The following is a 24858-nucleotide window of genomic DNA, read 5'->3' on the forward strand; positions in this document are numbered from 1 at the left end:
GACAAAATGATCGGAGGGGAATTCGCCTACACGGGCGGTGAACTGCAATCCGCTTGCCTGGGGCATGACTTCGGTCCCTGAAGATGATGATTAACGAGCTCGTCCTGAGCTGCTGCGATTATAACCACCGACTTACAGAATACAAACCAACCACGCCTCATTACGAAAAGGCATTTCCGCCTTTTAATTCGGCGGCTGGTTCGAGAGCCACAAACACTGGTAGGGCTTTAGCGTGACAGCCCCCGCCAGATCCTCAATTTCCATTCCCGAAATCAGATCTACCCATTGGTCCGTTTCGATCAGGTTGATATCGCTCAGCGCGACCTGTTGTACATCCGGGCTGATATTATGAATACAGAACACCGATTGCTCCCGGCGTATGCTCTGGCGCCAGAACCCGAACAACTGCAACCCCTGGTGCAGGGTGAACTGCGTGGCATTCGGATGGAACGCCGGTTGCGCGCGGCGTATGGCTATCAGGCGTTTGAGCTCCGTGAAGGTCTTACTGTGATGGCTCAGCGGGTCCGCCAGTGTCTCTTCCAGCGTCGTCAACGGCCATTGGCTGCGGTTAATCGACCGCAGGCGCCCGGTATGCTCAACCCGGGCCAGATCGTTCTCAGTCGCCAACAGGCTGTGAATATAAAATGCCGGAATGCCCTCAAGGGCAAGCATAATGGTATGGGCACACAGAAAACGGGCCAGCTGCCAGGGGTCGGCACCGCCCGCAGCGGTTCCCTTCAGCGCGTCCCAGAGCGCAATGTTCATCTCGTAGGGCTGGTCCCGGCCATCGGCCGTCCGGCGATAGGACACCTTGCCGCCAAACGAGGCCATGGTGTTGATCAGGCGCTGCTTTTCATCTTCGGTTAACAGGCCATCGGTGGGCCGCAGGCCCACGCCATCATGGGAGGCAATAAAGTTCAGATAGGTGGTGCCCAGCTGCGCCGGGGGCATACTCATCAGCCAGGTTTTCAAGTGCCGGCAATCCCCGGTCACCAGGGTGTTTATCAGCAACGGCGGCAGGGAAAAGTTATAGATGGCATGAGCTTCATTGGCGTTACCAAAGTAAGTCAGGTTTTCACGATTGGGCACGTTGGTTTCGGTAATCACCACGGCATCCGGCGTGTGATGTTCAATCAGCAGGCGCAGGATCTTGATCAGCTCGTGGGTTTGCTGCAGATGGATACAGGGTGTGCCCGGTTCCTTCCACAGGAACGCTACAGCATCCATGCGAAACATCATCACACCCCGCTCCAGGTAGTGGCGGATGATCCCGGCGAACTCCAGCAGCACCTGCGGATTGGCAAAGTTCAGGTCCACCTGATCTTCACTGAACGTACACCACACAAAGCGTTCGCCATCGTCGGTCTGAACAGGGCTAAGCAGAGGCGACGTCCGTGGCCGCACCACCTGGCCCAGATCGTCTTTCGGATTCCCCTCGAAGAAGTAGTCCTTCCCCGGGTCAATGCGTTTCCTGAAGTTCTCAAACCACCGACTGCGGGCCGACATATGGTTGATCACCAGATCGGACATCAACTTGTAATTCCGGGCGATGGCTTCAATCTCCGGCCAGCCGCCGTGGCTCTCGTTCACCGCGAGGTAATCCATTACCGAAAAACCATCGTCGGAACTGAACGGAAAAAACGGCAGTATATGCACCGCCGACACAGCATCTTTCAGGCAATCATCCAGAAAGCGCTTGAGGGTCACCAGGGGCTTTTCGTCCGGTTGCTGGAGCGTATCCGCATAGGTGATCAACAGCACATCGGTTTCGTCCCAATGATTGCGGTGTGCCGGTGGCGCCTCGGCATTGGGTGCCAGCGCCATGGTCGCCAACAGCTGTTCCGCCAGAAAATCGTTATCTACCGCCGGATACACCACTTCCAGCATACCTTTCAGCTTACTCTTCAGCGGCTGAGTCATGGCCGGTATTCCTGGTTGTCCAGCTCAACGGCCTCCAGCAGCTGCTCACGAATGTGCGGAAGAGCGCTAGTTACGCGGTTCCAGCTGGGAATAAAAGGCGTGTCCATGGGATTATCGAGAAAGTAAGCGCCGGCACGCATGACATTCTGGGCGAACAGCTCCACTGCTTTCTCCTCCTTGTGCCGGTCAAAGCCGAGCCCGTTGATGACCGCATCGTTCTGGTAGGTTTCGACAAAATCCAGGGCAATGCGGAAATAGGTGGCCTTGATGGTGCGGAACTTTTCGTTAGAGAACACTTCGCCATTGGTGGCCAGCTTCCGGAACAGCGCCTTGGCAATGTCCACACTCATTTTGGAAAGCCCCCGGCTGGCGTCCTCCGGCGACAAATCCTGATGCTTGTGATCGTAAACATCGGCAATGTCGACCTGGCACAGGCGATTGGTGGCGTAGTTTCGCTTCATCTCCGAGAGCACACCTATCTCCAGCCCCCAGTCACTGGGAATGCGCAAGTCGTTGATCACATCCGTGCGGAACGAGAACTCGCCGGCCAGGGGATAACGGTAACTGTCGAGATAGTCGAGAAAATCGTTCGGGCCACAGACTTTTTTCAGGGCGCGAATCAGAGGGGTGACCAGCAAACGGCTGACCCGGCCGTTCATCTTGCTGTCGGCTACCCGGGCGTAATAGCCCTTACAGAACATATAGTTGAACCCGGGGTTCGCGACCGGGTAAATCAGCCGCGCCAGCAGATCCCGGGAATAGGTCAGAATATCGCAATCGTGCAAGGCCACCGATTTACTGCGCCCCGACGCCAGCACATAACCAAAGCAGTACCAGACGTTTCGCCCCTTGCCCATCTCCGTGGGCGCCAGCCCCTGCTCCCGCAGGGTTAAATCAAGCGCGCGCAACCGAGGGCCATCGTTCCAGAGCACCTTGAACGATTGCGGCAAATCGGAAAAGTATTCCAGTGCGTGCCGGTACTGGGCTTCATCAGCCCGATCCAGCCCGATCACGATCTCTTCCAGGTAGGGCACCCGGGTCAGCTCCTGAACAATGTGTTTCAGAGCGGGGCCTTCCAGCTCTGAATACAGGGACGGCAACACCAACGACATGGGCCGAGCTTTGCGGAATTGCAAAAGATCTGCCTCGATCTCCTCCACCGGTCGTCGAACGAGGTTGTGCAGGGTAGTGACTATGCCATTCTGGTAAAAGTCGCCCATGGCGGCTCTCCTCTGCGTTTGGCCTATAGATTCGGCCTAGTAGCCGTACTCAAACAACAGGTTGAGTACGCATTCGTTCCAACCCTCCGGGCCGGGCTTCAGGGAGCGCATGGGGTGCTTTTGTGATGGCAGATGCAACTGATCGCTGTTCAGACCTCGAATCACCACCGGGATATCCGCGGCTTCCAGCATACGCTGATCGTTCGGGCTGTCGCCCAGAGCGATCGTTACCATCGGCTGGCCCGGATGCTGCTCCTGATACTGCTGCAGCAAAAAGCGGGCCCCTTCGGCTTTATCGAAGCGCCCCATCGCGTGCCAGAAGCGCCCGCCCTGCAAAAGCCGAAGCCCTGCGTGCTCCAGAGCCGCGCGGAACTGGCCCAGCTCCTGGCTGCTGCCCTGCCAGATCAGCGGCTCGGTGCCCAGGCGCTGCCGCGCCCGGGATGCTTCCGCCTCACCCAGCCCCGAGTGCCCGGCAAGCTCCGCGTTAGACATATCCGAAAAGCCCCGAAACGGTGCACCGGATTCTCTCTGCACCATAAGCGCGCGCCATACCTGCGCGTGATCCGCCCCAAAGTTCACCACTTGCTCTTCCCTGCGCCCCAGACAGCCCGCCGGAATAACCACCGCCGCCCCGTTTTCCACTATAAACGGAGCCCGTATGCCCATTGCACTTTGCAACTGGCGCATCTCGGCGGCGGTTTTACTGGAGTTAAAAATCAAAGGGATACCGTTAGCGGCCAGCTTTGCCATAGCCGGTGAGGCGGCCCGCCAACTGTAGCTGTGATGATCCAGCAGGGTGCCGTCCAGGTCGGTAAAAACAATCAGGTGTGGTTGCATTTGGTTCACCTGCTCTGCAATCTGTTGTTAGGCTTCAACCCTATACATACGCAGTATTCATACCAGAACCAGGTCGTTTTATGAGCAACAACAGCTTTCAGGTGGAACATCGCTACCTGGAATTGCCCGACAGCTTCTACAGCCGGGTGCAGCCTTCACCGCTTTCCGAGCCTCGCATGGTCTGCTTTAACCACGCATTGGCCAGCAACATGGGGTTTCACGTACGCAATGAAGCAGACTGGGCCGCCGTCGGTGCGGGCGCGGAACTGCTGGACGGAATGGACCCGGTCGCCATGAAGTACACCGGGCATCAGTTTGGAATGTATAACCCGGAACTGGGCGATGGTCGCGGCCTGTTGCTGTGGGAAACCGTGGGGCCGGACGGCACACGCTGGGACTGGCATCTGAAAGGCGCCGGTACCACGCCCTACTCCCGGTTTGGCGATGGCCGGGCGGTGCTGCGGTCAACCATTCGTGAATACCTGTGCAGCGAAGCCATGCACGGTTTGGGAATCCCCACCACGCGGGCCCTGTTCATGATCAGCGCCAGAGACCCGGTGCGCCGGGAGTCCATCGAAACCGCCGCCGCTTTGATGCGGGTAGCCAAAAGCCACATCCGATTCGGCCACTTCGAGTTTGCGGCCCACCACGAAGGGCCGGAAGCACTGAAAACGCTGCTGGAACACGTTATCGCCCTGCACTTCCCGCACCTGATCTCACTGCCGGAGGAACAACGCTACCAACGCTGGTTTGAGGAAGTGGTGGAAGGCACCGCCAGGCTGATTGCGAAATGGCAGGCCGTGGGTTTCTGCCACGGCGTGATGAACAGCGACAATATGTCGATTATCGGCGACACCTTCGACTACGGCCCCTTCGCCTTTCTGGACGATTTCGACGCCGGTTTCGTCTGCAATCATTCCGACCACGAAGGGCGGTACGCCTACAATCGCCAGCCCCAGATCGGCTTCACCAACTGCCAGTATCTGGCAAACGCGCTGCTGCCCATCATGGACGAAGACACCGTGCGCCGGGGCCTGAGGCGTTACGAAACCGCCTACAACGAGCATTTCAAGCAGCTGATGCTGGCCAAGCTGGGCCTGGAAGAGGCAGACGAAGCGGATCTGAGCCTGATCATGGACACCTTCAGTATGCTGCACGAGCACCGCGTGGATTACACCCGGTTTTTCCGGGGGCTATCCAACCTGCATGACCACGGCACCGCACCGGTTCGCGATCTGTTCACAGACCGGAGCGTGGCAGACGAGTGGCTGGAACGGTATGAGGCAAGGCTCCAGAAGGAAAACCGGGCCCACGACGAGCGCGAATACACCATGCGCCGGGTGAACCCGAAGTACATTCTGCGCAACTATCTGGCCCAGCAAGTGATACTGGACGCGCAGAACGGCGACTACGAACCGATGAAAGAGCTGCTCGCGGTGTTGGCCAAACCCTTTGACGAGCAGCCCGAATTCGAACACTACGCCAAGCTGCCACCGGACTGGGGCAAACACCTGAACATCAGCTGTTCGTCCTGACCCGGCTTATTTCACCAGCGCGTCTTCCTGCTGCTTCACCGGTGCCAGTGCGTCCAGCCTGGTGCCGTGTCGCATCATGAACATCACCAGGATGATGGCCGGAACCCCCATCAACCCCGCGATCAGGAAGAACTCGGCGTAACCGAAACTGGCCACCACCACACCGGAGAAGCCCCCCAGAAACTTGCCGGGCAGTGTCATCAGGGAGCTGAACAAGGCGTACTGGGTGGCGGTGAACGATGCACTGGTCATGCTCGACAGCCAGGCAATCAATGCCACGTTGGCAATACCTCCACTGAGGTTATCCGCACTGACCACCACCGCCAGGGCCGCAATGTCCGGCGGTTGCTGGGCCAGAAGCACAAATAACAGGTTCGTCGCCGCCGTCATAATGGCCCCCGCCAGCAGTATCCGGCGCACGCCGTAACGAACCACCAACACCCCACCCAGCATGGAACCGACAATGGTCATGAAAAACCCGAACACCTTGGTTACGTCCGCCACCTGGGTTTTACTGAACCCCATGAAATCCAGGTAGAAAGGGTTCGCCATCACCCCCATGGCAATGTCCGAGATTCGGTAAACCGCCACCAGCACCAGAATGGCCACCGCCATTTCCCGGTAACGCCGGAAAAAATCTACAAACGGCCCCGCCACCGCGGCATAAAACCAGCCCGCAAACCGGGCCATCCGCGGCGGCAGATGGCCCCGTTTTTCGACTTCTTCCTCAACCTGGCTGGCGATATCTTCTGCTGCTGCAAAGTGATTTACCCGGGGCTCTTTCACCAATAGAACCGTGGCAGCCCCAACGCCCACCAGCGCCGCCATCACCTGGTAAGACACTTCCCAGGACCAGAACTCCGCCAGGTAGAGCGCGCCGGCACCTGCCACCAGCAACGCCAGCCGATACCCGAAGATATAGGTTGCAGCCAGCGCCGCCTGAAGCCGCTCCGCCGCGATTTCGATGCGATACGCATCAATGGCCACATCCTGTGTAGCCGAAGAAAACGCCACCAGCAACCCGCACAGGGCCAGGGTTTCCGGCGCAGCCAAGGCATCGACCCGAGACATCAGGTACAACCCGGTGGCAATGCCCGCCTGGGCCAGCAGAATCCAGCTACGGCGCTTGCCGAACAGGCGGTCCAGCAACGGTAACTTCAGGCGGTCCACCACCGGAGCCCAGAACACCTTGATGGAATAGGTGATGCCCAGCCAGCTGAAGAAACCGATGGTGGCGGTTTCCACCCCGACATCCGCCAGGCGGGCGTTCAGGGTAGAAAACACCAACAGAAAGGGCAGCCCCGCCGAGAACCCGAGAAACAGCATGGCAATCACTTGCCAACGAGTGTAGGTGTAAACCGTTTCCCGGATCAGGGCGATGGCATTGGGAGTAAGAAAGATAAGGGGCGCTCCGGGTCAGTCGCGGAAATTATTGAACTGCAGCGGAATATCCAGCTCTGCCTCTCGCAACATAGCCATGGCCTGCTGCAGATCATCGCGCTTTTTACCGGTCACGCGCACCTTGTCGCCCTGAATACTGGCCTGCACCTTCATCTTCTGGTCTTTGATCATTTTCACGATCTTCTTGGCCATATCGGTCTCGATGCCCTGCTTCAGGGTAAAGTGCTGCTTCACCAGCTTACCCGCCTTGCTCTCACCATCTTCAGACAAAGCCCGGGTATCGATGTTTCGCTTGGCAAAGGCCATGCGCATCATATCTACCAGTTGCTCCAGCTGGAACTCCTGCTCGGCACTCAAAGTCAGGCGCTTGTCTTCCAGCTCGATATCCACCTCAACGTTCTTGAAATCCCAACGGTTACCCAGCTCACGCTTGGCCTGGTCTACCGCGTTGGTGACTTCGTGCATCTCGATTTCTGAAACAATGTCAAAAGAAGGCATAGTCGTTATTCTCCAGAGGCCACGGAAGAGTATACTGTGGCGAAAATGTGATTACGGACGTTTGAAACCGCCAAGAATACCAAGAGCCGTGACGAACCGCATCTGACAATGGACTGGTAAGAAGTAGACAAACAATGCCAAACCTGGATCTTCCCATTCTCGTCGTCGACGACGCCAAATTCAGCAGTATGGTGGTCGGCCGTACCCTGCGAAATGCTGGCTACCGCGACATACGTGTAGCCAATAATGCCCCGGCCGCCCTGAAACTTCTGGAACAGCGCCCGGTCAGTGTGCTGATCGCAGACTGGCTGATGCCGGAAATGGACGGCCTGCAACTTACCGACCAGGTCCGCCAGCAAGATGAGCAGAACAATCACTATACCTACGTGATCCTGCTCACCGCCCGCGAAAGCGTCGAAGCCCTGTCCGAAGCCTTCGACCGGGGCGTGGATGATTTTATCTACAAATCAGACATGACCAAGCAGCTGATTCCCCGGGTGTTCGCAGCAGACCGCATGGCCGACCGGCAAAACACCCTGCTGCGCGCCAACGCCCTGCTGGTAGAGAACAACCGGGAGCTGGAATCCAGCAATATTATCGACCTGGAAACCGGGCTCACCAACAACAAATACGCCCGCCAGCGATTACAGAAATCCCTGCGCCACACCGAATCCCGGGGCGGGGCGACCGCTTATGTCATGTGCGGTATCCGCAACTGGCAAGACCTGAAACGCCAGCACCCGCCCAGTGTGATGAGCGAACTTTCCGTCGGCATTGCACGGCGGCTGAACACGCTGATCCGGCCCATTGATGCCCTGTGCCGGGTGGGCGACAACCAGTTCGCCATCGTGGCCTATTTCCCCAACAGCGACAACTGCACCACCACCGCGTTCCGGCGGATTTTCGACGGCATCAACCACAAGGCCCTGAAAACCACCGCAGGCTTTATTTCCGTGGAAGCTGGCATGGCCCTGTGCAAAGCCGACGCCCAGGATGGCACACCCACCGTACAGGATGTTGAACGGGCGGCCGTTCAGGGGTTGGTAGACGCCTACGAGACCCGGCGATTTACCGAGATCAGCCCGGAGATACGGGAAACTGTGTAGCGATCACAAACAGTAACACTGAGACACACTTCACAAACAGACAAACAGAGCGGACCCGCTTATTCTGACATTGTGGAATCAAGCAGTATCCACCCATGGCGGAGGAGCCGAGTAGTACCTCCGCCGCCATATGGGTACTCTCAACAGGATTCCAAAGGATTAGCGAATTTTTCAGGCACTTTCGTTCTTTCCGACTTATTCTGGCCAGCTCCCTTGAGCTGGCTTTTTTATTGCCTGCGAAAATCTCCCGGGGTCTTGCCGGTCGCGCTTTTGAACTTGCGATGAAACGAGGTGGTTTCGCTGTACCCCAGGCGCAACGCGATGTCGGGAATGCTCATGTCGGTATTTTGCAGGTAATCCTCCGCCATTTGCTGGCGAACCTCATCCAGCAACCTCTGGTACGACACCCCGTCCTGGCTCAGCTTCCGCTGTAATGTTCGGCTGGTCATCCCCAGGTCCTCGGCCACCATATCCTGCCGGGTAACCCCCTCCGCCAATTGCTTCTGGATGCTCTGTTTCACCCTGGTGGTCAGGTCTGTATCGGTATCGAGCAAGGCCAACTGCGAAAGCGCATGGGCCTCGAGGGTTTTGCGCAACAACGGGTCTGGCTGGCGCAGCCGCGTTGCCAGTAGCGACTGCGCAAAGGTCACGCTGTTCTCCCCGGCACTGAACTGCACCGGGCATTGCCAGCGGGCCGTATAGGCCTGCTCATAGTCGGCCCCCGGCGACGGCCGACACAACCGCACCTCCAATGGCGAAGCGTCTGCACTATCCGCCAGCCAGCGGGCGTAATTGATCCAGGAGGCAAAAACGTTATCCACCACCTGGGGCCACACCACCGGATCGTCAAAGTTGCAGGTCCAGACCAGCGAGGCGGAATCACCTTGCATCTGCAGCCGGGTGGTGCCCATATCCCCCACCAGCTTTTCATAAGGCGCTATGCGGGTAACCGCCTCACCCAGGGTGACGCAGCTCATGGTGATGTATCCCAGCACGCTGTAGGAGCCCGGCTGAACGTAATCGCCAGTCTCCAGCCCAAGCACGGGGTTACCGGTATGCTCCGCCAGAACACGGATAAACGCCTGCAGCTGCTCGCCCTCTATGCGCCCATCATCGGAATCCAGAACAGCAGGCTGCAAACCGGCACGGTCGAACAACGGCTCAACGGCGATGCCATTGGCATCGGCGTAACGAACATACTGCCGCAGAGCAGCAACAGAGGCGGTGCCCAGAGGATTCATGGTGACGACTTTCGTTGTTGGAATTATTTAAAAAGTATAAACAAAAACGCCCGGTTATAAACCGGGCGTTTTCAAAGCATCAACAAGCCATCAAAGCTTGCGACCTTTGCCGGCGGCAATGCGCAGGCGCAACGCATTCAGCTTGATAAAGCCTTCCGCGTCTTTCTGATCATACGCACCCTGGTCTTCCTCAAAGGTGGCGATCTTCTCGTCGAACAGCGAATCGTCAGACTTACGGCCTACAACATCCACGTTGCCTTTGTACAGCTTCAGGCGAACGGTGCCGTTCACGTATTCCTGGGTCTGGTCGATCAGCGCCTGCAGCGCTTCACGCTCCGGCGACCACCAGTAACCGTTGTAAATCACCTCGGCATAGCGCGGCATGATGCTGTCTTTCAGGTGCGCCACTTCGCGGTCCAGCGTGATGGACTCAATCGCACGGTGCGCACGCAGCATGATGGTGCCGCCCGGTGTTTCGTAGCAACCACGGGACTTCATGCCCACGTAACGGTTCTCAACGATGTCGAGGCGACCAATGCCATTGGCACCCGCCAGTTTGTTCAGGCTTTCCAGAACTTCGTGAGCCTTCAGCTCCTGACCGTCGATGGCGACGATGTCGCCTTTACGGTACGTCAGCTCAACGTAAGTCGGCTCATTCGGAGCGGCTTCCGGAGAGACGCTCCAACGCCACATCTCTTCCTCGGCTTCCGCCCAGGGGTCTTCCAGATTCATGCCTTCGTAAGAAATGTGCAGCAGGTTGGCGTCCATGGAATAAGGGCTCTTGCCCTTCTTCATTTCCACCGGAATGTCGCGGTCTTCGCAGTACTTCAGCAGCTTCTCGCGGGAATTCAGATCCCACTCACGCCAGGGGGCAATCACTTTTACGCCCGGCTTCAGCGCGTAGGCGCCCAGCTCGAAGCGAACCTGGTCGTTACCCTTGCCGGTCGCGCCATGGGAAATCGCATCGGCGCCGGTTTCGTTGGCAATCTCGATCAGCCGACGGGAAATCAGCGGGCGGGCAATGGATGTACCCAGCAGGTACTCACCCTCGTAGACGGTGTTGGCGCGGAACATCGGGAACACGTAATCGCGCACAAACTCCTCGCGCAGGTCCTCAATGTAAATTTCCTTAACCCCCAGCGCCTCGGCTTTCGCCCGCGCCGGCTCCACTTCCTCGCCCTGGCCAATGTCGGCGGTAAAGGTTACCACCTCACAGTTGTAGGTATCCTGCAACCACCGAACAATAACGGAAGTATCCAGGCCACCGGAATAGGCCAGCACCACCTTTTTAATATCAGACATGCCCTTGCTCCAGACTGAACAGAATGGATGTATTGAAAAGAAGGGCGTTATTGTACGGGATGGCGGGGCGAATGGCTATAAAGCCCCTACCCTGCCAAAGGATAGGGGCATCGAGAGCACAGCGGTGAGGTTCAGCCAGTGGCCTGGGATTGCTGGCTGACCACTTCTTCGCGGATGCCGTCCCAGCCGTCTTTGACGGATCGGAGCAGGCTGATGACCTCGTCCAGCTTAGCCATGTCATTTTTAGCACTGCCTTCCAGCAATGTGCGCTCCATATAGTCATAGAGAGCTTCGAGTTGCGCGGCCAGATCGCCGCCCTTCTCAAAATCCAGAAAGGAACGGAGTCCGCCAATGATTTCGATGGCTTTGTTCAGCAATTGCGCTTTGCCGGCATAATCCTTCGCCTGCATTTTCGCCTTGGCCATGTTGATGCGCTCAATGGCCCCATTATAAAGAAGCTGAATCAGCTTGTGGGGATCGGCATCGGTGATGCTGGTCTGGGTATTAACGCGCTGATACGCCTGTAAACCGTTCATAAATAACCTCGTTTCACCGTATTACTCTCGATTGTTCTGGGGGGCCAGGGCCGCCAACTGCTGAGTGACGTAATCCCGGGTACTGTTCAACTGGGAAATCAGGGAATCCGCCGCGGTAAACTGGCTCACCAGCCGCTCCCGGTAGGCAGCAATACGCTCTTCAAGCCGAACCTGGTTTTCCTGAATCTGCTCAAGCTCTCGGTTCAGGCTGTCGGTACGGGATTCGATGGCACCATCAGCACCGACAATGTTGGTGACCAGATCCACCGTGCGCTCGCCCACACCTTCCACAAAAGTGATGGACCCGCGACTGCCGGTCTGATCGCCCAGAATGCGCACCTGAAGGCCTGAAGCGCCACCGTTACCACTGCCGAGGAACAACACCTGGCCATCGCCCTCTGCTGCCTGGCCGCCAATGGTACCTGCCACATCCAGGCCATCGGTGCTGGTATTGGTACCCAGACCAAAGGCAGCCGCATCTTCAGCGGATGACAGAGTAACTTTAGAGTCACTGCCGTAAGCCGACGAGGTAAATGTCAGCTTGCCGCCACTGTCCAGGCCAACCTGCACATTGGTACCCGCCGCATTCAGCGCGCTGTTGGCATTCAGTTGAGCCTGAATATCATCCAGCAACGCCTGCTGGCTGAGGCCGTTGCCCTGGGTAAGTTTCAGGTTCACCGTCAGGTCGCCGTTCACACTCAGGGACAGCTCATCGTTTGCATCGGTGATATCAAATGTAGCGTCCAGAGACGAGCCTGCTACAAGCTGCCCCTGAGTCGCGGCCTGGGTAATGTTAATATTGTACTCACCGGGCTCTGTGTTCAAACCACTGCGAACAAACTCCACCTCGCTGTCTGTGGTTCGGCCCTGCTCCGCAAAAAGCGCCGTCACATCGTCCGGGTTGGCCTTGAGCACCTCTTCGAACTTCTCGCGGTCAAACTCCAGGCCGCCGGTTTCAAAATTGGTGGTAACGCCCACATCCGCCAAGCTACGAACACTGGCATCTTCCATGCCCGGCACCACGCGGGTGATGATATTTCTCAGTTGGCCCTGAATCGTACGAACGGTAGAATCGCCGGTCAGCAGGCTGCCGACACCCGCCTCGGCATTGAAACCGGCCAGACTGTCGATGGTGGACTGCAGCCCATTGAACTTGTCCACAAAGCCCTGAACCCGGTCTGCCACCGCGCCAAAATCCTGGCTTACCTTGATGGTGGACGTACCGGTTTCCGTGATATCAAAGGTCAAACCATCAATCACGTTTTCAAACGTGTTGGTGGAACGGGTAACGCTGATCCCGTTGATATCCATCACCGCATCGCTGGCAGCAATGGTTTCTTTCAGGCCGGAATCCGCGTCCATACCTGTGTTAAAGGCGAAGCGGGAGAGGCCGGTGTTGTCCGTGTTGGTGCCCGCCGCATCATCCGTAACTGAAATACTGACGGCGTTGGCGGTGCCGGTTTCATCCGCAGACAGCACCATCTGAAATCCATTGCCGGTGTCAATAATGCCCGCAGAGACCCCGGCATCCGCATCGTTAATGGCGTTAGCCAGCCCCTGAAGCGTGTCGTTGCTGCTGTCGATGGTGATATTGGTAATTTTATCGCCTACCGATAACTCCAGGGTGCCCTGGCCGACACTGGTTGAATCCCGGTCTGCAAACACATCCCTGGAGGCCAGCGCCTGAGCGGAGGCAAGGCTGGTGACCTCAACGCTGTAAGAGCCACGGTTTGCCTTGGTGGAATCTACCTCAACACCAATGCTCTCGTTCGAAGAAGACGCAGAGAAAGCCTTGAGGTTATCCGGTGAGCTCAGCTGCCGCATGGGCAAACGCAGTTCGGTGACGGCACTGCGAAGCTTGCCATAGGCGGATAACAAAGCCTCGGCTTGCTGGGTTTTCTGGGTTAAACGGTTTTCAGTGGGCTTGCGCTCGGCCGCGACCAACTGATCCACAAGATCCGAGTTCAAAACCCCGGAACCAATTCCCAACGATGATATGCCTGCCATAACCATGCCTCCTCAAGGGGGCTAATCTCTGCACTGAACTGTGTATCGGCCGAAAGCGGCAAAACTTTGCCCTTCCGGCGAAGAAAATTGTAACAGCACGTTAAACCAAGCTTAGCGCCAAACGCAGCCCCGCGCAGCTATAACCGAAAACACCGCCGGACCCTCTCGGGTGCGGCGGTGCTGAAATACCGTTGCTGTCATCCGCGCAAAAGCGGCAAGCTTTTACACTTTGATGTTAAACAACGTCAGCGGTTCATCCTGCTGCAATTTTTCTGCCAACCTCAAAGCCACTTCATCCGGAATCTGGCGAATCACTTCCTGGGTTTGCTGATCAACCACCTTTACGATGGTCTGGCCCATTTCATTATCCACTTCAAACTGCAAATCCCGCTGCACGTTCTGAACAAAATCGTTCAGCTGGCTCACCGCCTGATCCAAACCCTCGCGTTGCGCTTCGCTGCGCTCCTTTAGCTGTTCCGCTTTGGAGGCTTCGTTGGCAACCTGGGTATTCTGAACCTGGCGAGCACCGGCAGTAGAAGCAGCAAGGTCAGGGGCGTTCCGGCCCTCGGCCTGAGATGACGACAGCGCCTTCACCGGGGCCTGATCACCGGCATTCACCAGCTTCAGGTTCGGGTTGTTCAGGTTAACGTCATTCATAGCTTTACCTCGCTATCCTCAAACGGCGGAAAACCGGAACCCGAGGGTTCCGGCTGTTACCGCTAGCCCCTTACTGCAGGAGGGACAGAACCTGCTGCGGACGGGCGTTCGCTTGCGCCAGGACCGAGATACCGGCCTGCTGCAGCACCTGGGACTTGGAGAGCTTCGCTGTTTCTGCGGCAAAGTCGGCGTCCAGAATACGGCTGTTAGAGGCGCTCAGGTTTTCCACTGAGGTTGCCAAGTTATTGATGGTAGACTCAAAGCGGTTCTGGACCGCACCCAGATCAGCGCGAGCCGAGTTGATAGCTTCAAGCGCACCATCTACCGCGTTGATAGCCTTTTCCGCACCAGGCACTGTACCAATATCAATAGCACTCAATGCCGTACCGGTCTTACCTATATTTTCATTAAAGGCAGCCAAGCCAGCACCAGAGATGACCAGCGAGTTATTAACTTCGTCAGAAGTAGTTTTGAACTCAATGTCAACATCTGAGGCGTTAACATCACCAGCTGTCGCACCAATACCCAAGCTCGTTAAATCAGTACCAGCTGAGGTACCTACAGCAATGTTTGCAGTAATATTACGACCATCGGCGGCGACCAGGTCGAGTTTACCGCCCTTGTCTTCAGCAATTACTCCAGTCACTGATGATACACTGTTAATTGCTTCTAGAGCCGCCCGACTATTTGCAGAGTTATCGCCATCCACTACTGCGACGTCGATATCAGTACCATTGATTGTTAGAACTGCAGTCCCAGCCGTGGTTACAGCAGTGCCACCAACTGCGGAAGTACCCGCCACCGTATTTACGTCAGCGGTAGCAGAAAGACCTGCCACTCCCGACTTATTAAGAGCCTCGGCAATATCTTTCGCATCTTCGTTAACGTCACCCAAATCTACTGCAGCATTACTACCAACAGTGACAGACAGATTACTTGCGCTAGCAGAACCAGTAACACCAACATCTGCTTTGCTAACACCAGTAAAGGTACCCAATGCAGAACTTCTGGCATTCGCAATGTTATCAACAGTGATTTTTTCACCAACATTGGCGCCGACTTGAAAGCTCTTTGCAGTAAACGTACCGTCCAGGACTTTGGTCCCGTTGAATGTGGTCTGCGTAGCAACACGATCCACTTCTTCTACCAACTGATCAACTTCCGCCTGAAGAGCAGCTCGATCAGATGCGCTATTGGTAGCGTTAGCAGACTGAACAGACAGATCCCGAATGCGCTGAAGATTGTTGGTAATTTCGTCTAAAGCACCTTCAGCCGTTTGGGCCAGCGAGATACCGTCATTGGCGTTACGCTGAGCGACACCCAAGCCTGATATCTGTGACTGAAAGCGAGTAGAAATGGCTAGGCCAGCCGCATCATCTTTGGCAGAGTTGATCCGCAGACCGGAAGACAGCCGCTCAAGCGCCTGATCATTCATTTTCTGGGAGTTGCCAAGCTGGTTTTGGGCAGTCAGTGACGCAACGTTAGTGTTAATACCGAGAGCCATAATGCTTCTCCTTCGACCGATGTCGTTCTTTCATGGAAAAGGTTTGGCGCCCAAGTTTTAAGTTGGGAGCGCCGCCCTGTTACTCCACTTAACGGCGCCTTGTGCGGTTGCTTTAGGAAAATTTTCGGGGATTTTGTAAAGGAATGTAAAACGTGGGTCTTGGGGTCAGCGCAGAGGGCACTTGGTGACGTGGAGTGGAACAAAAAAGCTCTAACGAGGACTTTGATGCCGTAGATATGCTTTTAGAGCCTCAGGCTGCATAAAGCTCCCTCTGGCCCGCCAAAACCGATTGCCAAAAATAAGGATTCGACAGTGAGGCCTCGGTGATCAGATCAACCGGGCGGTTAAAAAGATCTTCTAAATCCAGCTTCAAATCGAAGAGCGCAGCGGCAATCTCACGAGCAGATAGATCAGATTCGAACGCCACGAGAAAGTCGAGATCACTATCCTCCCGAAAACGTTCCGTAGCGGCCGAGCCAAACACAGCCAGAAAACTGACATGATGACGTTTACAAAGCTTCGTAAGCGCGCCTTTGTGCTCCTGAAACATCTCTGGCAAGGATGCCTGCATCGTCAAACCCATCTCTTGAGGCTCTGATTAGCTTCCATCATACCGCCACTGCTCGCAAATCAATACTTTCAAAGTCGCACCCCGGAACATTTTATGGCGTGAAATGCACCACCAACGCTCCCGGCAACCGGCAACCCCTTTCCTTCCCTCGCGCCATAATTCCGGCAATACCTAATCGCCCCTCCACTGTCAGCAAAAGAAATTAGCCAATAAAAACAGCCTAATAGGACTCAATTTTGAAACATGGCACACCCTTCGCTTAGTACACGGCAAAACGGCAATTTAACGAATTTCCGCCGGTGAGGGTTCCCCTTCAAGATCGGGCACCAGGCCTCCGGCACCTCTGAGCAGGGAGAATTGATATGCCTCAGGTCATTAACACCAACATTGCGTCGCTGAATGCTCAGCGTAATCTGAACGCCTCGCAGGGGCAGGCCAATACCGCACTTGAGCGCCTATCATCGGGCCTGCGCATTAACTCCGCCAAGGATGATGCGGCTGGTCTCGCCATCTCGGAGCGATTCCAGTCCCAGATTTCCGGCCTGAACCAGGCGCAGCGGAATGCCAACGACGGTATTTCCCTGGCGCAAACGGCTGAGGGGGCAATGGATGAGATTACCAATAACCTGCAGCGTATTCGGGAATTGGCAGTTCAGGCTGCTAACGCGACAAACAGCATCTCAGATCGTCAGGCGCTGGATCAGGAAGTTCAGCAGCGAATTCAGGAAATCAATCGTATTGCGTCGCAAACGTCATTTAATGGCCTGAAAGTTCTGGACGGCACCTTCAATACACAAACCTTCCAGGTCGGCGCCAATACAGGTGAGACGATTGACGTGAGCGGCCTTGACTCCAGAGGGAGTCAGATTGGTGCAACATTGGCCTCAACCGACGGATTCGCCACGGATACAATCACCCAAAATGAATCAGCAGCTCTGGATATCAGTTCCGATTTTGCATTCAGCGGTACGCCCCCCACTACCAACATTAGAGGAAGTATATCTGTTAATGGCGAAGTGCTTGATCTAACTGCCGCTGACTACGACACAACTGCAGAGCTTGCCGCGGCAATCAACACCCAGATTTCTGGCGAGACAGCTCTAGCCGGCATATCAATGATTTCCGATGGCACGGAACTGGTTCTCCGAAACACAACCGGAGCTGCCGTTGAGGCAAAGTTCAATCTGGTCGTGACGGATACCACCACAACGGAAATCAGTTACGCTGGCGGTGATAGTATTTCGGTTGGAAACCAACAGAACGACATCCTTGATATTTCAAGCGCAGATTTCACGAATGGTGGCACACTGAATGTCGGCGGAAACTTCATTGATATCACGGCTACGGGAACACTTAATACCGCCGGTGAATCGATTGCCACAGAGATTGAGAACGCCATTGGCGTGGATGGTGTAACGGTTGCTTATAATACTGCAGACAATAACTTTGACATCACGAATGGATCAGATGGAGCCTTCACAACGCCTGAAGTGTCAATTACCCCGTATGGCAGCCAGGAGAAACTCAACAGCACACTTGCTGTAGAAGCCTACGAACCTAAATCATTGGTCGAGAGCTTCTCCGATGGCGAGGCCTATGATTTCAATATCAACATCAATGGCGAGCCCTACGAATTCAAAGGCCTAACCTCCCTGAACGATCTGGTCAGTCAAGTAAATGCAAAGTCGAATGAAACGGGCATCGAAGCGAACCTTAACGCTAACAACAACGAAGTCTACTTTTCATCTCAATTCGGAGAGCCATTTACAATTGAGGTGCTTGCAGACCTGGATGGTGATAGTAATTTCAACGCTGCCACAGAGACACTACAATCCGTCGTAGCGACGATTGAAACGGAAACGGTATCCATGAACGACATCGACATATCGACCAGTAAGGGCGCAGACCTCGCCATGATCGCCGTCGACTACGCCATCGATACCATCAACGGCTACCGCGCCGAACTGGGTGCGGTACAAAACCGCTTCGAGTCTACCATTGCCAATCTGGCCACCACCTCCGAAAACCTCTCGGCCTCCAACAGCCGAATTCGGGATGCGGACTTCGCGGCGGAATCCGCGGAGCTGGCCCGAACACAGGTTCTCCAGCAAGCTGGCCTCTCGGTGCTGGCCCAGGCCAATGCCCGGCCTCAGCAGGTGCTGCAGCTTCTACAGGGCTAAACCTTCTAAGCACAACTAAAACGGCCAGGCTAATAACCTGGCCGTTTTATCTTGGGGCCTGACCTCAAGACATTCTGCTGCGCCAAATGCGCCTTGCGTTAAGTACACTCAATAACGCTCCTCTCCCACCACAAACCGCTCCACAGCAAGCTGCACCGCCTCATTCAACCCCAGTCCTTCATCGGCCGCTTTCATGGCCAGCTTCTTATGCAACTCTCTGCCAATGCGAATATTGAAAGAGCCCTTGAACGGCTTATTCGGCTCAATCCCCATCGCGGTGCAGTCTGCCAGATACTCATCCACCGAAATTCGGAATTCTTGCTCCAGTGTCCGCAGGCTTTCTGCCTCGTAGGTAACGAGATCATTGATGAACAGAAGCTTGCCATAGAGCATACCTCTGTCTAAATCGTGCTCGATAGAGCCAATCTGGCCCTTGTATTTCAAGATATTTGAATTCATACCAGCCCCCAGGCTTTCAATGTCTGCGCCACATCCCGAATCATCAGCGGGCCACAGACTTTCTCCGGATGCGGCCTATGCAATCGAATCATCACGCCGCGTTCGCCGGAGTCCGCAGGCAAGTAAAACCGCACCCTCGAACCACTACCCTGCACCTCTTCAAACCCTAATCTGAGTAAATAGCTCCGTAACTCGGCCCACGTAATATCTTTTGGCGTGGGTTTCCTGAGCAACCTCGCCCTGAACTTTTCCTTGTTAACCATTGGATCATCCTGATCAATTCTTGCAACCATATTACGGTTGCACTGTTTTATTCGCAAGCAACTAGAGCAGATTGGGGTCGGCTCCCAAACTGGCACACCTTTCGCAACACCCCCCCCAAACCCCGGCAAACCGTCAAAAAACTGCAGACCTTTGCCGCATCGGATATTGGCTGGTAACGAGGTGTTCCATGCAAGTACAACATCATAACGCGCATCTTCCCCGCTCGGTTCAGGCTCAGGTTGCGCGCCTGGTGCTCCAGGCGAACCTGGCATATGGCGAGTCTAACAGCAACGGGCTTTCCTACATTCAGCGGCTGAAGGCGCGGAATGAGTGCCGGGGATACCTGAACGAGGCTCTGGAACTGGAAGCCGATAACGCCGCCGCCCTGGGCCTGCTTGGCCGGGTGGAGATGGACGACGGCCAGCTGGAGAAAGCCCACGCGCTGTTCAACGCCAGCCTGAACCGGCAACCTGCGCAGGCGCAGCAATACTGCAACCTGGGTTACTGGGCGCTGAAAAGCGAACGCCCGGCTCTGGCGGAGGAGTATTTCCTGCAGGCCCTAAAGTGCGACCGGCAATCCGCCGCCGCTTTCTGCGGCATTGCCCACGCCAAGCGGTTGCAGGGGCAGTTCGATGTGGCTTACCTGCACTACCGGAAGTTGCTGCAAACCGGCTCCGAGTGGGATTCGGTTTACTCGGGTATGCTCACCTGCGCCCAGCATTTGCAGGTTCATAAAGCCGATGCCGAGCTGGCTCAGGATGCCATTGCCCTGCTGCGCAGAGACGGCCTGCCGCACCAGGAGATCGGTCGGTTTGTCGGCGCCATCGTTCAGCAGCAGTACGATCTGGATAATCCCAACGCTGAAATCTTCCTGGATGTTGCCGCCGAAGACGAATTGCTGATTCTGGCGCTCCAGAAAACCCTGATGCCGAATGCCGCCGTGGAAGAACTGGTGATGCTGCTGCGCCGTGCGATCATCGCCGAAGTTGCCCAAACCGCCAGCCTGCGGGACGAGCTGCAACCGCTCTGCCTGGCCATCGCCGAATACGCAGAGCGCACCGGGTTTGCTCTGGCGGCGGAAGACGACGAAGAACGCCTGGCGGCTACCATTAACGAAAGCATCGTCGCCCAGTTTGCCGTAGGCGAGCCCCAGGAAGCACTGATTGGCTCGCTGATGATCAGCGCGATGTACGGAGCCCTGTTCCATCAGCCATTCGCCGTGAGTCTGGGCCAATGGAACCTGGTGGACTGGCCCCTGGCCATGCAGGCCATGATGGCGGCCAGCTACTACAACCGGGCTGAAGAAGAAGCCATCAAGCAAAACTTCGAGGAAAAGGCCGACGAGCTCTGCCTGGAAAAAACCGACGTGCCTCAGGCATGGCCGGCCTGGAGCCAACTGGCGTACCGCACCGAAACCAGCCTGAAGGCGGTTCTGGCTCAGGAACTGGGCGTAAACACCCACAACCTGCCCGACACCCTGCGCATTATGGTTTGCGGAGCCCAGTCCGGCCAGCGCGCGCTGGAACTGGCGCAATACCTGGATGATGTGGAAGTAATTGCCGTCGACGAATCCCTGGCGAACGTTGCCAAGGGTACCCGCATGGCACAGCAACTGAACATGGACAACGTGGTGTTCTGGCCCTGGTCCATCGCCCAGCGCTTTGTGGCCGATGGCCATCAGGTGCACTGGGTCGAAGTTGGCCGAATGCCCTCGCCGGCCATGACCGAGCTGTCTCTGGCAGCCTTGATCAATCAGGCGAGCGGCCGTGGCGCGGTGGTACACATGTATACCGCCCTGGCCGAGCAAACCCAGGGCGACAAGCACATTCGCCGACTGGTCGCGGAGCATAATCTGCAACCCACACGCACCTCGCTCCGCCAGCTACGCCGCATGGTACTGGCCAACCGGCAGGATGCCATCTGGGCCGAGCTGCTCGAAGACGGCGATTTCTACAGCCTCGGCGGCTGCCGGGACCGCTGGTTCCGGCCGCAGGACGTCAGCCAGTTGAAAACCCTGATGTCGCTGATGAGCAACGAAGTGGAGTGGAAACTGCTGAAAGCCCGGGATGAAGACGGCCACAGCCTGGCGACCGGGCCGGTGCAGCGCCAGATTCAGGCGGATGCCCTGGGCAGCGAAGTTCAGAGCCTGATGGGGCAAAACCTGAGCGTGTATTTTCAGCGGAGGCGGTAATACGGTAGTGAGCTCAGCCCGACAATGCTAAACTAACCAAGCTTAGCTAATCGATCGGAGAGCACGATGGAATCTGTCAATATGCACGAAGCAAAAACGCGTTTATCACAGCTGGTTGCCCGTGCAGCCAAAGGTGAGGCTTTTATCATCGCTAAAGCAGGGAAACCCGTTGCCCGTGTTTCCGCTTACGATTCACCGGAAGATAGCCAGCAGAAACGGATTGGCTTTATGGTTGGGGAATTTACTGTGCCGGATGACTTTGACCGGATGGGGCAGGAGGACATAGCCGAAATGTTCGGAGGCTGACGTGAACTTGCTCCTGGACACTCACCTGCTGCTATGGACGGCAGCGGAGCCCTCAAAGTTATCCCCGCAGGCAAAAGCACTGATTAGCAACAAAGAACATCGCTTGTATTTCAGTGCTGCCAGCCTTTGGGAAGTCGTCATCAAAAACGGCTTGGGCCGACCGGATTTTCGTGTCGACCCCCACTTACTGAGGCGGGGACTTGTAGATAACGGCTATCTGGAATTACCTGTCACCTCGCAACACACACTGGCGGTAGGCCACCTTCCTGATATTCACAAGGATCCCTTCGACCGAATTCTGGTTGCCCAAGCCGAAACCGAGGGGTTCTTGCTGATAACCTCAGATGGACAGGTTGCTCGATACCCCGGCCCTGTTCGCATGGTATGACCCCAAATTCGTTTGAGCACACAGTGGGTTTCCGGTAGCTTTCTCTTTTGCACCAAGCCACAGACCGCGCATGGCGCATCGGCCAGGACAAACCTGCCTTCGTGTACCGTCTGATTACCGAAGCAGCCCCGGACATTTGCCAACCCGAAATGTCTTGGGGTCTGCCTCCACTTACATATAAGGAATCAGGGATTCACCGTACAGGTGCAAATCCTCAAGAATCTGCTGCCGCTTTGGCGTTAACTCCGGGTCCGACGCCAGGCGCTGCAACTCCAGCCCATACGCCTCCAGCGAACGCCAACCTTTTTTTGGCTGCATCAGCCGCTCGGTACGAAACTGCTCCCAGCGCTCCATTTCCTCGCCCGTGAGCGAGCCGGGATAATTCCGTGCCCGGTAGCGAAACACCATCTCCGGCAGGCGCCCATCGTCGAACGTCATCTCCTGCTCGGCGAGGGCCTCCACTGGCTGGCTCAGCACATCGTTGAGCCTGTCCCGATCAGTTTTGCTGATAAACCCGCCCGCATACAATTGCTCGTCCGGGTCGGTCAGGTCGCTGCCCTGGAAATCCTGTTCAAAGGCCTGGGCGATGCGGGCGGGCAAATCCGGGGCCTGACGCAGTTTTGCCAGGTTCGCCCGAAGCACATCGCCGTCCAACTCCAGCTCTGCCAGGCGCTCTGCCGACAGTGTGGATAGCATATTCGCCGGCGCCAGCACCGGGCACTTGTTCAGCTGTATCCCTTTCAACGGGAATCGGGTCACGCCCTCACCCAGTTCTGCCTGGGAAGTGAACACCCGCTTACGGATCTCCTCCACCGTCGCGTGAATCAGCTCACTCGGATCTTCCCGCAAGTCGTACACAATCACCTGATTCTTGTTGCTCAGGCTCTCCGCCAGCGGCGCCACTAGCGCACAGCAACCGCGAGTAGCCGGAAATTTGGCAGACACGTGAAACACCGGCTTCATGGTGCCGGTGTCCAGCATCTGGCGCGCGGAGTGTTTGTCTTTGTGTTTCAGCACAAAGTCGAACAGTTTCGGCTGCTTTTCCTTGATCAGCTTCGCCACCGCGATGGTGGCCAAGACATCCGACATGGCATCGTGGGCGGCCTCATGGGCAATGCCGTTGGCCACCGTCAACTCTTCCAGGCGAAAACTCGGGCTGCCATCTTCTTTCTTCGGCCAGTTAATACCGTCGGGCCGCAGGGCGTAGGTCAGGCGCACCATATCGATGATGTCCCAACGGGAATTGCCGTTCTGCCACTCTCTGGCGTAGGGATCGCGCAGGTTCCGATACAACGTGTGCCGGGTAACCTCGTCATCAAAACGCAGGCTGTTGTAGCCCACGGCGCAGGTGCCGGGCTGGCTGAACGCTTCATTAATCTGGGCAATGAACTCCGCTTCGGGAAAGCCGTCTTCCAGGGCTTTTTGCGGAGTAATGCCGGTAATCAGGCAGGCTTCAGGAGAAGGCAGGTAATCGTCTGCGGGCTTGCAGTAAATTACCAGAGGGTCTTCGATGATGTTGAGATCCGCATCGGTGCGCACACCCGCAAACTGCGAAGGGCGATCGTGCAGCGGGTCGACCCCGAAGGTTTCGTAATCGTGCCAGTAGAATGAGCGGATCAACAGAAAACTCCTGCGTGTTGGTTCAGAGGCAGAAGTCTAGCAAAATCAAAACAGCTTCGTCCCCATATCCACCTGATGGGTGCGATGCCGCTCAATGCCGTTAGGGCCCACCAGCTGGCTGAGATCCACCGTCATGTTCGTGGGCAGGTTAATAAACACCCCCTTACCCACGCTGATGCTGTTGGTTCCATCCAGGGTTTTCCACGCTACACCGTCGTCACGCTGAAAACCGATAAAGAACGCGTCGGTAAACCCGATGGTGCCATCGGTGCTGCCGTTATCCTCACCCACCGTGAGTGACTGCAGGTGGGTTAATGGCGTGCAATTGGTGCCGGAAACACAGGAGTTGGGGTCTATACCGATATGAGACGCCCGATAGTTGGTGGCGGCACCGCCATCGCCGTCGAACAAATAGGTGTCGTATACGGTGCCGTCTGTTTTGTCCTGCACTTTCAGGCCGATATCGCCACTGAAACTGGTGGTTTGGGATGACACCGACCCTCGTGCCTGCCCGAAGCCCATGCGGAAACCGGCCAGGCCGGCAGCATCTTCGGCCAGTTCGATATAAGGCATTCGTGCTTCAAAGGGAATGTCGTCGCCGGCATTGTAGGTTTTGCCATTGAACACTTCACCGTCGTTACGGGCGATATGGCCAAGGGCAAGATGAGTCGCCGAGAAATCCGAGCCACCGTTGATCTGGCCCGCCTGAATATCATCCACATTCACCCGGGTTTCCACATCCATGCTCAGCGTCATCCGCGTGAAGTCGTGGTTCTGGCCGGGGATGTTTTCAATCTTCATAAAGGCCTGCCCGGTTACCTCGCCCATGGCACTATCCGAAATGGGCTCCAGCTCCGCCTGGGAAACGGGCGTAATACCCAGGCAAAACGCGGCAAGGGCAGCGCATCCGTACGCTTGCGTTTTCATAGATTGTGTCTCTGATTGTTGTGTGAGCCAGTTTCGACGCCGACTCCATGCCCGCCCGCTGGTTTTATTATTCCGGTGCTGGCATACGGTCGTTATTGTTTGTAACAAACTGTTTCTTTTTGACCGTACCAGCACTATATCTGAGCACCGTACGTAAAGAGAGTGAGCCAATTCACATTCGCTGATTA

Annotated in this window: 22 protein-coding genes; 6 read left to right on the top strand and 16 right to left on the bottom strand. The window is 56.2% G+C overall.

The window, feature by feature from the left end; all coding sequences use genetic code 11:
• Window positions 1-183: 183 nt before the first annotated feature.
• From ACP2AU_RS15195 to ACP2AU_RS15205, 3 genes are read right to left on the bottom strand one after another with little or no spacing between them, the layout of a single operon-like run.
• Window positions 184-1920 (bottom strand): alpha-amylase family glycosyl hydrolase, encoded by a 1737-nt coding sequence (locus tag ACP2AU_RS15195; RefSeq protein WP_426377064.1) that lies wholly within the window; start codon window positions 1918-1920, stop codon window positions 184-186.
• Complete coding sequence (locus ACP2AU_RS15200) at window positions 1917-3140, bottom strand: glycosyl transferase (RefSeq protein WP_426377065.1); 1224 nt, start codon at window positions 3138-3140, stop codon at window positions 1917-1919. Before ACP2AU_RS15200 ends, ACP2AU_RS15195 begins: the two co-directional genes overlap by 4 nt.
• A 36-nt stretch (window positions 3141-3176) precedes the next feature.
• Window positions 3177-3977 carry an HAD-IIB family hydrolase gene (locus tag ACP2AU_RS15205; RefSeq protein WP_426377066.1) on the bottom strand — a complete coding sequence of 267 codons (801 nt, stop codon included), beginning with the start codon at window positions 3975-3977 and terminating at the stop codon, window positions 3177-3179.
• Between the two features lie 80 nt (window positions 3978-4057).
• Here ACP2AU_RS15205 and ACP2AU_RS15210 point away from each other — a divergent pair, with 80 nt between their 5' ends.
• On the top strand, window positions 4058-5512 hold the full coding sequence (locus ACP2AU_RS15210) for a protein adenylyltransferase SelO (RefSeq protein ID WP_426377067.1): 1455 nt from the start codon (window positions 4058-4060) through the stop codon (window positions 5510-5512).
• A 6-nt stretch (window positions 5513-5518) separates the two neighbouring features.
• Here the strand turns inward: ACP2AU_RS15210 and ACP2AU_RS15215 are convergent, their stop codons facing one another.
• Complete coding sequence (locus tag ACP2AU_RS15215; protein WP_426377068.1) at window positions 5519-6847, bottom strand: AmpG family muropeptide MFS transporter; 1329 nt, start codon at window positions 6845-6847, stop codon at window positions 5519-5521.
• Between the two features lie 81 nt (window positions 6848-6928).
• Window positions 6929-7411 carry a YajQ family cyclic di-GMP-binding protein gene (locus ACP2AU_RS15220; protein WP_426377069.1) on the bottom strand — a complete coding sequence of 161 codons (483 nt, stop codon included), beginning with the start codon at window positions 7409-7411 and terminating at the stop codon, window positions 6929-6931.
• Window positions 7412-7545: 134 nt separating this feature from the next.
• On the opposite strand from ACP2AU_RS15220, the gene ACP2AU_RS15225 reads away from it, so the two are divergent.
• Window positions 7546-8517, top strand: coding sequence for a response regulator (locus ACP2AU_RS15225; protein WP_426377070.1), 972 nt, complete (start codon window positions 7546-7548; stop codon window positions 8515-8517).
• A gap of 227 nt (window positions 8518-8744) precedes the next feature.
• Here ACP2AU_RS15225 and ACP2AU_RS15230 read toward each other — a convergent pair whose 3' ends face one another.
• The 7 genes from ACP2AU_RS15230 to ACP2AU_RS15260 form a co-directional block, all read right to left on the bottom strand.
• Window positions 8745-9758, bottom strand: a complete 1014-nt coding sequence (locus ACP2AU_RS15230) for an AraC family transcriptional regulator (protein WP_426377071.1) — start codon at window positions 9756-9758, stop codon at window positions 8745-8747.
• Window positions 9759-9848: 90 nt separating this feature from the next.
• Entirely contained in the window at window positions 9849-11060 is a 1212-nt protein-coding gene (locus tag ACP2AU_RS15235) for an argininosuccinate synthase (RefSeq protein ID WP_426377072.1), read from the bottom strand.
• A 131-nt stretch (window positions 11061-11191) separates the two neighbouring features.
• Entirely contained in the window at window positions 11192-11596 is a 405-nt protein-coding gene (gene fliS / locus ACP2AU_RS15240; protein WP_426377073.1) for a flagellar export chaperone FliS, read from the bottom strand.
• Window positions 11597-11617: 21 nt separating this feature from the next.
• A complete protein-coding gene (gene fliD / locus ACP2AU_RS15245; RefSeq protein WP_426377074.1) occupies window positions 11618-13603 on the bottom strand; it encodes a flagellar filament capping protein FliD in 1986 nt (661 codons plus the stop codon).
• A 222-nt stretch (window positions 13604-13825) separates the two neighbouring features.
• On the bottom strand, window positions 13826-14260 hold the full coding sequence (locus tag ACP2AU_RS15250; protein ID WP_426377075.1) for a flagellar protein FlaG: 435 nt from the start codon (window positions 14258-14260) through the stop codon (window positions 13826-13828).
• A gap of 70 nt (window positions 14261-14330) precedes the next feature.
• A complete protein-coding gene (locus ACP2AU_RS15255; protein WP_426377076.1) occupies window positions 14331-15764 on the bottom strand; it encodes a flagellin in 1434 nt (477 codons plus the stop codon).
• A gap of 250 nt (window positions 15765-16014) precedes the next feature.
• The gene (locus tag ACP2AU_RS15260) at window positions 16015-16335 is read right to left on the bottom strand and encodes a nucleotidyltransferase family protein (protein WP_426377109.1); all 321 of its coding nucleotides are present in this window, start codon (window positions 16333-16335) and stop codon (window positions 16015-16017) included.
• Between the two features lie 362 nt (window positions 16336-16697).
• Between ACP2AU_RS15260 and ACP2AU_RS15265 the strand changes: the two genes are divergently transcribed.
• Window positions 16698-18515, top strand: coding sequence for a flagellin (locus ACP2AU_RS15265; RefSeq protein WP_426377077.1), 1818 nt, complete (start codon window positions 16698-16700; stop codon window positions 18513-18515).
• A 108-nt stretch (window positions 18516-18623) separates the two neighbouring features.
• Here ACP2AU_RS15265 and ACP2AU_RS15270 read toward each other — a convergent pair whose 3' ends face one another.
• Together ACP2AU_RS15270 and ACP2AU_RS15275 are read right to left on the bottom strand one after the other, a co-directional pair.
• Window positions 18624-18974: a type II toxin-antitoxin system HicB family antitoxin gene (locus ACP2AU_RS15270; RefSeq protein ID WP_426377078.1), complete on the bottom strand. Its 351-nt coding sequence runs from the start codon at window positions 18972-18974 to the stop codon at window positions 18624-18626.
• Window positions 18971-19510 (bottom strand): type II toxin-antitoxin system HicA family toxin, encoded by a 540-nt coding sequence (locus ACP2AU_RS15275; protein ID WP_426377079.1) that lies wholly within the window; start codon window positions 19508-19510, stop codon window positions 18971-18973. The genes ACP2AU_RS15270 and ACP2AU_RS15275 overlap by 4 nt, the downstream gene beginning before the upstream one ends.
• Between ACP2AU_RS15275 and ACP2AU_RS15280 the strand changes: the two genes are divergently transcribed.
• The 3 genes from ACP2AU_RS15280 (at window position 19426) to ACP2AU_RS15290 (ending at window position 22123) form a co-directional block, all read left to right on the top strand.
• The gene (locus ACP2AU_RS15280; RefSeq protein WP_426377080.1) at window positions 19426-21429 is read left to right on the top strand and encodes a hypothetical protein; all 2004 of its coding nucleotides are present in this window, start codon (window positions 19426-19428) and stop codon (window positions 21427-21429) included. The two genes, ACP2AU_RS15275 and ACP2AU_RS15280, sit on opposite strands and share 85 nt — an antisense overlap.
• A 66-nt stretch (window positions 21430-21495) precedes the next feature.
• The gene (locus tag ACP2AU_RS15285; RefSeq protein WP_426377081.1) at window positions 21496-21735 is read left to right on the top strand and encodes a type II toxin-antitoxin system Phd/YefM family antitoxin; all 240 of its coding nucleotides are present in this window, start codon (window positions 21496-21498) and stop codon (window positions 21733-21735) included.
• Window position 21736: 1 nt separating this feature from the next.
• Window positions 21737-22123 carry a type II toxin-antitoxin system VapC family toxin gene (locus ACP2AU_RS15290; protein ID WP_426377082.1) on the top strand — a complete coding sequence of 129 codons (387 nt, stop codon included), beginning with the start codon at window positions 21737-21739 and terminating at the stop codon, window positions 22121-22123.
• A 171-nt stretch (window positions 22124-22294) separates the two neighbouring features.
• On the opposite strand, the gene sbcB is transcribed toward ACP2AU_RS15290, so the two are convergent.
• Together sbcB and ACP2AU_RS15300 are read right to left on the bottom strand one after the other, a co-directional pair.
• Window positions 22295-23743, bottom strand: coding sequence for an exodeoxyribonuclease I (sbcB, locus tag ACP2AU_RS15295; protein WP_426377083.1), 1449 nt, complete (start codon window positions 23741-23743; stop codon window positions 22295-22297).
• Between the two features lie 45 nt (window positions 23744-23788).
• A complete protein-coding gene (locus ACP2AU_RS15300) occupies window positions 23789-24670 on the bottom strand; it encodes a hypothetical protein (RefSeq protein ID WP_426377084.1) in 882 nt (293 codons plus the stop codon).
• Window positions 24671-24858 lie beyond the last annotated feature (188 nt).

The sequence above is a fragment of the Marinobacter sp. VGCF2001 genome, from assembly GCF_049943275.1.
Classification (GTDB): Bacteria; Pseudomonadota; Gammaproteobacteria; order Pseudomonadales; family Oleiphilaceae; genus Marinobacter.

Coding starts and splice junctions, on each gene's coding strand:
- ACP2AU_RS15195 (WP_426377064.1), bottom strand. CDS start 1,920: ATGACTCAGCCGCTGAAGAGTAAGCTGAAAGGTATGCTGGAAGTGGTG.
- ACP2AU_RS15200 (WP_426377065.1), bottom strand. CDS start 3,140: ATGGGCGACTTTTACCAGAATGGCATAGTCACTACCCTGCACAACCTC.
- ACP2AU_RS15205 (WP_426377066.1), bottom strand. CDS start 3,977: ATGCAACCACACCTGATTGTTTTTACCGACCTGGACGGCACCCTGCTG.
- ACP2AU_RS15210 (WP_426377067.1), top strand. CDS start 4,058: ATGAGCAACAACAGCTTTCAGGTGGAACATCGCTACCTGGAATTGCCC.
- ACP2AU_RS15220 (WP_426377069.1), bottom strand. CDS start 7,411: ATGCCTTCTTTTGACATTGTTTCAGAAATCGAGATGCACGAAGTCACC.
- ACP2AU_RS15225 (WP_426377070.1), top strand. CDS start 7,546: ATGCCAAACCTGGATCTTCCCATTCTCGTCGTCGACGACGCCAAATTC.
- ACP2AU_RS15230 (WP_426377071.1), bottom strand. CDS start 9,758: ATGAATCCTCTGGGCACCGCCTCTGTTGCTGCTCTGCGGCAGTATGTT.
- ACP2AU_RS15235 (WP_426377072.1), bottom strand. CDS start 11,060: ATGTCTGATATTAAAAAGGTGGTGCTGGCCTATTCCGGTGGCCTGGAT.
- fliS (WP_426377073.1), bottom strand. CDS start 11,596: ATGAACGGTTTACAGGCGTATCAGCGCGTTAATACCCAGACCAGCATC.
- fliD (WP_426377074.1), bottom strand. CDS start 13,603: ATGGCAGGCATATCATCGTTGGGAATTGGTTCCGGGGTTTTGAACTCG.
- ACP2AU_RS15250 (WP_426377075.1), bottom strand. CDS start 14,260: ATGAATGACGTTAACCTGAACAACCCGAACCTGAAGCTGGTGAATGCC.
- ACP2AU_RS15255 (WP_426377076.1), bottom strand. CDS start 15,764: ATGGCTCTCGGTATTAACACTAACGTTGCGTCACTGACTGCCCAAAAC.
- ACP2AU_RS15260 (WP_426377109.1), bottom strand. CDS start 16,335: ATGCAGGCATCCTTGCCAGAGATGTTTCAGGAGCACAAAGGCGCGCTT.
- ACP2AU_RS15265 (WP_426377077.1), top strand. CDS start 16,698: ATGCCTCAGGTCATTAACACCAACATTGCGTCGCTGAATGCTCAGCGT.
- ACP2AU_RS15270 (WP_426377078.1), bottom strand. CDS start 18,974: ATGAATTCAAATATCTTGAAATACAAGGGCCAGATTGGCTCTATCGAG.
- ACP2AU_RS15280 (WP_426377080.1), top strand. CDS start 19,426: ATGCAAGTACAACATCATAACGCGCATCTTCCCCGCTCGGTTCAGGCT.
- ACP2AU_RS15275 (WP_426377079.1), bottom strand. CDS start 19,510: ATGCCAGGTTCGCCTGGAGCACCAGGCGCGCAACCTGAGCCTGAACCG.
- ACP2AU_RS15285 (WP_426377081.1), top strand. CDS start 21,496: ATGGAATCTGTCAATATGCACGAAGCAAAAACGCGTTTATCACAGCTG.
- ACP2AU_RS15300 (WP_426377084.1), bottom strand. CDS start 24,670: ATGAAAACGCAAGCGTACGGATGCGCTGCCCTTGCCGCGTTTTGCCTG.